This window comes from Streptomyces palmae (assembly GCF_004684805.1).
In the GTDB taxonomy this organism is placed as follows: domain Bacteria; phylum Actinomycetota; class Actinomycetes; order Streptomycetales; family Streptomycetaceae; genus Streptomyces; species Streptomyces palmae.
Map to the genome: position 1 here is coordinate 1 of NZ_SRID01000239.1, position 10703 is coordinate 10703.

Annotated in this window: 5 protein-coding genes, 1 tRNA gene and 1 rRNA gene; 1 reads left to right on the plus strand and 6 read right to left on the minus strand. The window is 70.6% G+C overall.

Translation table 11 applies throughout. The features are described 5' to 3' along the window. The 3 genes from E4099_RS21910 to E4099_RS21920 form a co-directional block, all read right to left on the minus strand. Positions 1-194, minus strand: a 194-nt coding sequence (locus E4099_RS21910; RefSeq protein WP_209446689.1) for a hypothetical protein, incomplete at its 3' end; no start/stop codon positions are given. Between the two features lie 112 nt (positions 195-306). Then, a complete protein-coding gene (locus tag E4099_RS21915) occupies positions 307-981 on the minus strand; it encodes a response regulator (RefSeq protein ID WP_135340820.1) in 675 nt (224 codons plus the stop codon). A gap of 278 nt (positions 982-1259) precedes the next feature. After that, positions 1260-6650, minus strand: a complete 5391-nt coding sequence (locus tag E4099_RS21920) for a HAMP domain-containing protein (protein ID WP_135340821.1) — start codon at positions 6648-6650, stop codon at positions 1260-1262. A gap of 249 nt (positions 6651-6899) precedes the next feature. Here E4099_RS21920 and E4099_RS21925 point away from each other — a divergent pair, with 249 nt between their 5' ends. Continuing rightward, on the plus strand, positions 6900-9530 hold the full coding sequence (locus tag E4099_RS21925) for a SpoIIE family protein phosphatase (protein ID WP_135340823.1): 2631 nt from the start codon (positions 6900-6902) through the stop codon (positions 9528-9530). 95 nt (positions 9531-9625) lie between these two features. On the opposite strand, the gene E4099_RS21930 is transcribed toward E4099_RS21925, so the two are convergent. From E4099_RS21930 to rrf, 3 genes are all read right to left on the minus strand, one after another. Then, positions 9626-9698: transfer RNA gene (locus E4099_RS21930), tRNA-Thr, on the minus strand. A gap of 74 nt (positions 9699-9772) precedes the next feature. Continuing rightward, positions 9773-10471 carry a DegT/DnrJ/EryC1/StrS family aminotransferase gene (locus E4099_RS21935; RefSeq protein WP_245245073.1) on the minus strand — a complete coding sequence of 233 codons (699 nt, stop codon included), beginning with the start codon at positions 10469-10471 and terminating at the stop codon, positions 9773-9775. 105 nt (positions 10472-10576) lie between these two features. Beyond that, positions 10577-10693 (minus strand): 5S ribosomal RNA (gene rrf / locus E4099_RS21940). Between the last annotated feature and the right edge of the window lie 10 nt (positions 10694-10703).

Genomic DNA, 10703 nt, shown 5'->3' on the forward strand with positions numbered 1-10703 from the left:
GGCGGGGGGGCCGCCTTGGCGGCGGCCTTCTTGGCCGGTGCCTTCCGCGCGGGCGCGGCGGACTTCTTGGCGGGCGGCTTCCTGGCCGCCGCCTTCTTCGCCGCGGGCTTCCCGGCGCCCGCGGCCCCTCCCGCACGCTGCTTCGAGGGGCCCGCCGCGCTCTGGGAACCCTTGCCGGACGTACGTGAGGCCATGGGGCGAGATTACCCGCGTCCGCCGTACGGGGCACGCATGCCCGCCGCTTCCGGCAACGCGCCATCGGCCCGGTTCCGGGTGCCCGGCGGGCCTGGTGACAGCCAGTCAGGCTCAGCTCTGCGAGGGCACCTGTCCGGCGTTGCTGCCGGCCCCCGGCTCCAGGGCGTCCAAGGCGCGGCGCAATCCGGTCAGCTTGCGCTCCAGATGGGCCGCGGTGGCCACGGCGGCGGCGTCCGCGGACTCGTCCAGTTGCTTGGTGAGCGCCTCGGCCTGCTCCTCCACGGCCGCCAGCCGGGCCGACAGCTCGGCCAGCAGCCCCGCGGACTCCCTGCTGCCCGCCTCCGGCTGGTTGTTCTCCAACCGGAGGCGCAGCAGCGCGGCCTGCTCGCGCAACTGGCAGTTCTTCATGTAGAGCTCGACGAAGACCGAGACCTTGGCCCGCAGCACCCACGGGTCGAAGGGCTTGGAGATGTAGTCCACCGCACCCGCCGCGTAACCGCGGAAGGTGTGGTGCGGCCCGTGGTTGATCGCGGTGAGGAAGATGATCGGGATGTCCCGGGTCCGCTCCCGCCGCTTGATGTGCGCCGCGGTCTCGAACCCGTCCATGCCCGGCATCTGCACGTCCAGCAGGATGACCGCGAAGTCGTCCGTGAGCAGCGCCTTGAGCGCCTCTTCCCCTGACGATGCCCGCACCAGGGTCTGATCGAGCGCGGAGAGGATGGCCTCCAGCGCCAGCAGATTCTCCGGCCGGTCATCGACCAGGAGGATCTTGGCCTTCTGCACCATGGCCGACCGTCCTCCTCGCCCTGGCATGGGGCCTCCCCTGCTCGAAGAGCTCGGGGAGGCGTCGATCGCCGCCCCAGGGGACGACTCCCTCGCGCCGCCCGTCCTTGTGCCGGTCATGGTAGCCGCACCCCGCCTATCGCCACACCCTGTCACCACGATGTCACTGCGCACGTAGCGGAAACGCGGTAGGAGACCAGAAGGTTCCCGGCATACCGCACGTGCCCACCCGCGCCCCGGCACAGTCTGTCAACTGCCGAAGGACTATGACACCCCGTCGGTCACTCCAGCCCCATCCAGTGCCGCATGACCACGAGGAGATGATCGGTGTCCACCGGCTTGGTCACATAGTCCGACGCGCCGGATTCGATGCTCTTCTCCCGATCGCCCTTCATGGCCTTGGCGGTGAGCGCGATGATCGGCAGCCCCGCGAACTGCGGCATCCGGCGGATCGCCGCGGTGGTCGCGTAGCCGTCCATCTCGGGCATCATGATGTCCATCAGCACCAGCACCACATCGTCGTGCTGCTCCAGCACCTCGATGCCCTCGCGGCCGTTCTCCGCGTAGAGCACCTGGAGCCCGTGCTGCTCCAGCACGCTGGTGAGCGCGAAGACATTGCGGATGTCGTCGTCGACGATCAGCACCTTCTCGCCGTGGAAGGCGCCGCCCGACTCGGCCGCCACCAGGTCCTGGCCGCCCACCAGCCACGGCTCGGCGGTGTGGCCCCGGACCTCCTCCTGGGACTCCTGGGCGGCCCGCTGCCGCCGCCGGAACAGCCCCGCGGCGCCGACCGACCGGGGCGGCTCGCCGAGGGTGGAGCCCGGGCGCGGAAGCGGCTCGGGCTCCTCCAGGATCGGCTCGACGGCCTCCAGCGCCGCCTCGCCGGCGTCCACCGGGGCACTGGGGGAGGCGAGCTCGGGATAGCCCTGCGGGGGCAGCTCGCTGGGGTGCAGCGGGAGGTACAGGGTGAAGGTGGAGCCGCGGCCCGGTTCGCTGGCCGCGTGGATCTCACCGCCCAGCAGCCGCGCGATCTCCCGGCTGATGGACAGTCCGAGCCCGGTACCGCCGTACTTGCGACTGGTGGTGCCGTCGGCCTGCTTGAACGCCTCGAAGATCACTCGCATCTTGCTGGCCGCGATGCCGATCCCGGTGTCGGTGACCGAGAAGGCGATCATGTCGGCGTCCGGATCGCTCAGCGCCCCGTGCTCCAGCAGCTGCTCCCGGATGGCGTCCGGCGCGTCGGCGCCGGCCGGCCGGATGACCAGCTCCACCGCGCCGCTGTCGGTGAACTTCACCGCGTTGGACAGCAGGTTGCGCAGCACCTGGAGCAGCCGCTGCTCGTCGGTGTGCAAGGTGGCGGGCAGCTCCGGGGAGACCCGTACCGAGAAGTCCAGGCCCTTCTCCGCGGTGAGCGGCCGGAAGGTGGCCTCCACGTAGTCCACGAGCTGGACCAGCGCGATCCGGGTCGGGCTGACGTCCATCTTGCCGGCCTCGACCTTCGACAGGTCCAGGATGTCGTTGATGAGCTGGAGCAGATCGGAGCCGGCTCCGTGGATGGTCTCGGCGAACTCCACCTGCTTGGGCGAGAGGTTGCCGTCCGCGTTGTCGGCGAGCAGCTTGGCCAGGATGAGCAGCGAGTTGAGCGGCGTGCGCAGCTCGTGCGACATGTTCGCGAGGAACTCCGACTTGTAGCGCATGGAGACCGCGAGCTGCTCGGCGCGCTCCTCCAGCACCTGCCGGGCCTCCTCGATCTCGGTGTTCTTCACCTCGATGTCCCGGTTCTGGCGCGCCAGCCGCTCGGACTTCTCCTCCAGCTCCGTGTTGGAGGCCTCCAACGCCCGCTGCCGGTTCTCCAGTTCGGCGGAGCGCTCGCGCAGCTGCCCGGCGAGCTCCTGCGACTGCCGCAGCAGCACCTCGGTCTTGGTGTTGACGTTGATGGTGTTGACGCTGGTGCCGATCATCTCGGCGATCTGGTTGAGGAAGTCCTTCTGGATCTGGGCGAACGGCTGGAAGGAGGCCAGCTCGATCACACCGAGCACCTTGCCCTCGAAGAGCACCGGCAGCACGATCACATGCGCCGGGGCCGCCTCGCCGAGCCCGGAGGCGATCTTGAGGTAGCCCGGCGGCACGTTCTCCACCAGGATGGTGCGCTTCTCCTCCGCGGCGGTGCCGATCAGCGTCTCGCCCGGCTTGAAGGAGGTAGGCATGGAGCCCTTGGCGTAGCCGTAGCTGCCGATCAGGTTCAGCTCGTACGAGCCCTCGCCGCCCGCCGGGCGGTCGTCCTCCAGCTCCCGGCGGCCCTGCATCAGGCCCGAGATCCGGGCCAGGTTGCCCTTGAGCCAGTCCTGCTCCTTGTTGGCCAGGGTGGTCTCGCGCAGGTTGGCGATCATCGTGTTGATGTTGTCCTGGAGTTTCAGGATCTCGCCGGCCGCGTCCGCGTCGATCTTCAGATTGAGGTCGCCGCGGGTCACCGCCGTGGCCACCTCGGAGATGGCGCGCACCTGACGGGTCAGGTTGCCGGCCATCTCGTTCACCGACTCGGTCAGGTCCTGCCAGGTGCCGGCCACGTCCCGCACCCGGGCCTGGCCGCCCAGCTGCCCCTCGGTACCCACCTCACGGGCCACCCGGGTGACCTCCTCGGCGAACGAGGAGAGCCGGTCGACCATGGTGTTGATGGTGGTCTTGAGCTCCAGGATCTCGCCGCGCGCGTCGATGTCGATCTTCTTGGTCAGATCACCGTTGGCGATCGCGGTGGTGACCATCGCGATGTTGCGGACCTGCCCGGTCAGGTTGTTGGCCATCGAGTTGACCGATTCGGTGAGGCCCATCCAGGTGCCCGAGACGCCGGGGACGCGCGCCTGGCCGCCCAGGATGCCCTCGGTGCCCACCTCGCGCGCCACCCGGGTCACCTCGTCCGCGAACGAGGACAGGGTGGTCACCATGGTGTTGACGGTGTCGGCGAGCTGGGCGACCTCGCCGCGCGCCTCCACGGTGACCTTCTTGGTCAGGTCGCCGTTGGCCACCGCGGTCGCCACGTGCGAGATGTTCCGCACCTGGTTGGTCAGGTTGCTGGCCATCAGGTTCACGTTGTTGGACAGGTCCTCCCAGATGCCGGTGACCCCCTGCACCCGGGCCTGGCCGCCGAGCTTGCCCTCGGTGCCCACCTCGCGGGCCACCCGGGTCACCTGCTCGGCGAAGTCCGACAGCTGGTCCACCATCGTGTTGACGGTGGTGACCAGTTCGAGGATCTCGCCCCGGGCATCCACGGTGATCTTCTTGGACAGATCGCCCTTGGCCACCGCGGTGGTCACCTCGGCGATGTTGCGCACCTGGGAGGTCAGGTTGTTCGCCATGCCGTTGACGGACTGGGTGAGGTCCTTCCAGGTGCCGGAGACGCCCTGCACCTCGGCCTGGCCGCCCAGGATGCCCTCGGTGCCCACCTGGCGGGCCACCGCGGTGACCTGCTCCGCGAAGGACGACAGCTGGTCGACCATCGTGTTGAGGGTGTTCTTCAGCTCCAGGATCTCGCCCCGGGCGTCCACGCCGATCTTCTGCGACAGGTCACCGCGCGCCACCGCCGTGGCGACCTGCGCGATGTTGCGCACCTGGGCGGTGAGGTTGCCCGCCATGCCGTTCACCGAGTCGGTGAGGTCGCGCCACACCCCGGCCACCCCGGGCACCTGCGCCTGACCGCCCAGCCGGCCCTCGGTACCCACCTCGCGGGCCACCCGGGTCACCTGCTCGGCGAAGTCGGAGAGCTGGTCCACCATCGTGTTGATGGTGTTCTTCAGCTCCAGGATCTCGCCCCGGGCGTCGACCTCGATCTTCTGCGAGAGGTCGCCGCGCGCCACCGCCGTGGTCACCTGCGCGATGTTGCGCACCTGCTGGGTGAGGTTGCCGGCCATGAAGTTGACGGAGTCGGTGAGGTCGCGCCACACCCCGGCCACCCCGGGCACCTGCGCCTGACCGCCCAGCCGACCCTCTGTACCCACGTCCCGGGCCATCCTGGTGACCTGGTCGGCGAACGAGGAGAGCTGGTCCACCATGGTGTTCACGGTGTTCTTGAGCTCCAGCATCTCGCCGGAGACATCCACGGTGACCTTCTGCGACAGATCGCCGTTGGCCACCGCCGTGGTCACCTCGGCGATGTTGCGCACCTGCCCGGTGAGGTTGCGGAAGGCGGTGTTCACCGAGTCGGTGAGGTCCTTCCAGGTACCGGCCGCGCCCGGCACCTGCGCCTGACCGCCCAGCTCGCCCTCGGCCCCGATCTCCCGGGCCACCCGGGTCACTTCGGCGCCGAACGCCTGGAGCTGGTCCACCATGGTGTTCACGGTGTTCTTCAACTCCAGCATCTCACCGGCCACGTCGACGGTGACCTTCTGCGACAGGTCGCCGTTGGCCACCGCCGTGGTCACCTGCGCGATGTCCCGCACCTGGGCGGTGAGGTTGCGGAAGGCGGTGTTCACCGAGTCGGTCAGGCCCTTCCAGATGCCGGCCGCGCCGGGCACCTGCGCCTGGCCGCCCAGCAGGCCCTCGGCGCCCACCTCGCTGGCCACCCGGGTCACCTCGTCGGCGAAGGTGCGCAGCGTCTCGGTCATGGTGTTGATGGTCTCGGCGAGCTGGGCGATCTCGCCGCGCGCGCTCACCGTCACCTTCTGCGACAGGTCGCCGTTGGCCACCGCCGTGGTGACCTGGGCGATCCCGCGCACCTGGGCGGTGAGGTTGCCCGCCATCAGGTTGACCGAGTCGGTCAGGTCCTTCCACACGCCGTCCACGCCCGGCACCTGCGCCTGCCCGCCGAGCTCCCCCTCGGTGCCCACCTCCCGGGCCACCCGGGTCACCTCGGCCGCGAACGAGGAGAGCTGGTCCACCATCGTGTTGACGGTGTTCTTCAGCTCCAGCATCTCGCCGTCCACGTGCACCGTGACCTTGCGGGACAGATCGCCCTTCGCCACCGCCGTGGTGACGTGAGCGATGTCACGCACCTGGGCGGTGAGCCGGGACGCCATCGTGTTGACCGAGTCGGTCAGGTCCTTCCAGGAACCGGACATGCCTCGGACCCGGGCCTGGCCGCCGAGCTTGCCCTCGGTGCCCACCTCGCGGGCCACCCGGGTCACCTCGTCGGTGAACGCCGACAACTGGTCCACCAGCCCGTTGACGGTCCGGCCGACCTTGAGGAACTCACCGCGCATCGGGTGCGGCGAGGTGCTGTCGACCTTCTGGGAGCGCAGGTCCATCCGCTGCTCCAGGTCGCCCTCGGCCACCGCGGAGAGCACCCGGCCCACCTCGGACACCGGCCGCGCCAGATCGTCGACCAGGTCGTTGGCCGCGTCGATGGCGGCGGCCCAGGCGCCCTCGCAGGGGCCGTGCTCCAGCCGCTCGGTGAGCTTGCCCTCCCGGCCGACCATCCGCCGCACCCGTGCGAGTTCCCCGGTGAGCTGGAGGTTGCGCTCGGCGATGTCGTTGTACACATCGGCGATCTCGGCCATCACCCCGTCGCCGGAGACCGCCATCCGTTTGCGGAAGTTGCCGTCCCGCATCGCCGTGAGCACGCTCAGCAGCCGATTGAGCGTCGCCGCCTCCACCTCGGTCGTCCCACCACGCTGTTTGGCCTGGGGCCGTCCGCCCTTCGCGCGCGTGCTCCTGCCCCGCGCCGCCGCGCCAGACTCCACCGTGTCCCTCCCGCAGGTCGACCGTCCTCGCCGGGTTCTACTCCGAGCTTCCCAGTGTTTCACCCCGGCCGTACCAGGCCATAACAGTTCGGCAGCATCACACACCTCCAGGGGGCACTCTCAGGGTGGAAACACGTTCGCACCGGCATTCGCGCGGCCAGATGAGGTAAGTAACCTGGCATCCGGCTAGGCATGGAGGGGCGCTGCACAATGGGTGAGCAGATCGCCGAGACAGATATGAGGAGACCTGTGATCACCGCGCGGGCTGCCGCCACCTTCGAACCGGTGGGGCGCTCGGTCGCCGCCGCCCGTGCCTTCGTCCGGGACACCCTGCAGGGCTGGGGGCTCGCCGACATCGTCGACGACGCGGTGGTGCTCACCAGCGAGCTGGTCACCAACGCGGTGGTCCACGCGGGCACCTCCGCCGAGGTCAGCTGCGTCCGGTCGGAGGGCGGCGTACGGATCGAGGTCTCCGACCGCTACCCGGAGCGCGAGCTGCCGCTGGAGGACACCGGGCGCAACTACGGCTCCCCGGACCGCGAGGGCGGCCGGGGTCTGCTGCTGTGCGCCGCGCTCGCCGCCCGCTGGGGAGTGGAGTACAGCGCCGCTCGCAAGCAGGTGTGGTTCCAGCTGGACTTCCCGGACCGCCCGGCGGGTACCCGCTCGGCCGGTCCGGCGCTGCCCGCCGAGGCCCTGCCGGTCACCGACACCCGGGTGCGGGTGGCCGTGGTGCAGATCGACGGCTCGGGCCTGGTCAGCGCCTGGAACGAGGACGCCCAGGACCTCTTCGGCCACCGTCCGGAGCAGATCGTCGGCACTCCGTTCGCCGATCTCGCGGCCTGGCCGCACACCCCCAGCACCGGCACCGGGATCGCCGAGGCGCTCCAGCTCTCGCGCTGGGAGGGCTCGTACGGCATCACCTGCGCCGACCGCCGCGTGGTGGTCGTGTACGCCTCCCACCTGCGGGTGCGCGACGCCGCCGGCGCCCCGTCCACGGTGTGCCTGCTCGTCCGCGACCACGAGCGGGCGGTGCTGCAGAGCCCGGTACGCGTCCCCGCGCCCGACTCCGGCCGCCACCAGGACCGGGGCGCGCCGCCCGACGCCTTCGAGGTGTTCATCGGCTCGCCGGCACCGGACGACCTGGACGGGCTGCTGCAGCGCACGGTGGAGCGCGCCCGGGACATGCTGGATGGCGACGCGGCCTATCTGCTGCTGGCCACCGACGACGAGACCGAGTTGGAGGTACGCGCCTCCACCGGGCTGCCCTCCGCCCGCCAGCGCTTCGCCCGGGTGCCGGTGGAGGCCGGGACCGGACGGTACGGCTCCGCCCGGATGCCGGCGGTGCACGAGGACCTCGGCGTGGTGCCGGGCGCGGTGCCGCTGCTGGCCAACACCGGTATGCGCTCGGTGGTCACCGTCCCGCTGAAGGTCGAGGGCCGGCTCACCGGCTCGCTCGGGGTCGCCGCCGAGATGCCCGGCCGCTACAGCAACGAGGAGGCGCTGCGGCTCCAGTTCGCGGCCGACCGCATCGCGCTGGCCGTCGAGTCCGCCCGGCTCACCGAGTTGGAGCGGCTGCGCCGCGGCTCGCTCTCCTTCCTGGTGGAGGCCTCGGACCTGCTCGCCGGCACCCTGGACCGCGACCAGACGCTGGCGCTGATGGCCCAGATGACCGTCCCCACCCTGGCCACCTGGTGCGCCGTGTACACCATCGCGGACCCGACCTCCGACCCCGAGCTGAGCTATGTGCTGCACGAGGACGAGGACCGCATCGACGGGCTCAAGGCGCTGCTGTCCAAGGTGAGTCCGCCGGAGGCGGTGCTCACTCCCGGCGCCCGGGTGTGGACGGCTCCCACCGAGGCCGCCCAGGCCGCCGCGCTCCGCACCACCCTGCGCAGCCTCAACCTGGGCGACTCGGCCCGCCCCTCGTCGGGGCCGGGCGCCTCGCTGGCCACCGCCTCCGCGGTCGGCGGGGAGACCGTCGTCCTGCCACTGGTGGCCCGCAACCGGGCCATCGGCATGCTGACCCTGGGCAAGCCGACCGACGAGCACTTCCGCCAGGAGATCCTGGAGTTGGCCGAGGACCTGTCCCGGCGGGCCGCGCTCGCGCTGGACAACGCCCGCCTCTACTCCGAGCGCACCGCGATCAGCCAGTCGCTGCAGCGCAGTCTGCTGCCCCCGGAGCTGCCGGAGGTCCCCGGGGTCGAGGTGGAGGTGATCTACCGCGCCGCCGGCGAGGGAAACGAGGTGGGCGGCGACTTCTACGACCTCTTCCCGATCGGCGACGGCGCCTACGGCTTCGCCATCGGGGATGTGTGCGGCACCGGCCCCGAGGCGGCCGCGGTGACCGGTCTGGCGCGGCACGCGCTGCGGCTGCTGGCCCGAGAGGGCCTCGGTGGTCCCGCCGTACTGGAGCGCCTCAACGCGGCGATCCTCGACGAGGGCGCCCGCAGCCGCTTCCTGACCCTGCTGTACGGCGAGTTGCGGCCGCAGGACGATGGCAGCGCCCGCCTGAAGGTGGTCTGCGCCGGGCATCCGCTGCCACTGCGGCTGCGTCCCGACGGCAGCGTGACGGCCGCGGCCGAACCGCAGCCCCTGCCGGGCGTGATGGAGGACCTGGAGCTGTACGAGCAGACGGTGACCCTGGACCCGGGCGATGTGCTGCTGTGCGTCACGGACGGCGTCACCGAGCGCCGGGAGGACAGCCGGATGCTGGGCGACGACGGACTGACCGAGGTGCTGACCACCTGCACCGGCCTCACCGCGGGTGCGGTGGCCGCCCGGGTGCTGCGGGCCGTGGAGCGGTTCGCACCCGATCCGCCCTCGGACGACATGGCCATCCTGGCGATGCGGGTTCCTCAGACGCTGCCCTCGGAGTCCTGAGGGTGTGGGCGGGGCCCGGCCCCGCCCACACCCACCGGGTGTTCCGTATACGAGAAAGGCTCCCGCCGAACGGCGGGAGCCTTTTCTTCGTCAAGAGCCCCAATACGGAATCGAACCGTAGACCTTCTCCTTACCATGGAGACGCTCTGCCGACTGAGCTATTGGGGCCTGCTGCGCTGTGGCAACGGAATAGATCATACCCGAACTTCCGTGCGCTCCAAAACGCGTGCCCCGCCACCGGTTCAGGCGACCGACCTGAGCAGTCCGCCCAGCGCGTTGCAGGCCGACACCACCCGCTGCAACTCCCGCCGGGACATGCCCGCGTCGACCGGCAGGGCCAGGCACTCGTCAGCGGCCCGCTCGGTGGCCGGCAGCCGCAGGTCCCGCCAGAACCGCTGGGTGCGGTGCACCGGCGTGGGTACGGGAACGTGGCAGGCCACACCGCGGGAGCGCAGGGCACGGGCGAACGCGTCCCGGTCGGGCCGCCCGTTGCCGGGCACCCGCACCACGTACTGCTGGTAGGTGTGTTCCACTCCGAGCGCGACCCGCGGGGTGAGCACCCCGCGCAGCTTCCCGTCCAGATAGGCCGCGTTGGCCTGGCGCCGGATGGTCTCACCGGCCGGCTCCTCGACCCCGCCGTACCCGATGACCCGCAGTCCGTGCCGGGCTCCGATCTCCAGGAGGCTCGGCATATCAGCCGGATGGCCGAAGGTGTGCACCGGCACCACGGCGGCGGTTCGGGAGGTGACGGCCGCGGCGACCGCCGCCGGCGAGATGCAGAAGGTGTCGGCGTCCATGTCCACGAACACCGGGCGGGCGCCGACCAGTAGGGCGGCTTCGGCCGCGTCGGGCGTGCCATAGGACGGCACGATCACCTCGTCGCCAGGGCCTACGCCCGACTCAGTCAACTCGCGTCGCAGCTCATCCGCAGGAGTCCCCATGTCCCGCATCGTGCCCACACAATATGAACACCGGGTGACCTGTAGTACAACGCAAAACAGCCCCGTTGGGAACCGAGGTTCCCAACGGGGCTGTCATGAAAATTTGTTCGGCGGCGTCCTACTCTCCCACAGGGTCCCCCCTGCAGTACCATCGGCGCTGAAAGGCTTAGCTTCCGGGTTCGGAATGTAACCGGGCGTTTCCCTAACGCTATAACCACCGAAACACTATGAA

What these genes read in the sequence shown, in the direction of transcription:
- E4099_RS21915 (WP_135340820.1), bottom strand. Translation starts at nt 981, where the DNA reads ATGGTGCAGAAGGCCAAGATCCTCCTGGTCGATGACCGGCCGGAGAAT.
- E4099_RS21935 (WP_245245073.1), bottom strand. Translation starts at nt 10,471, where the DNA reads ATGGGGACTCCTGCGGATGAGCTGCGACGCGAGTTGACTGAGTCGGGC.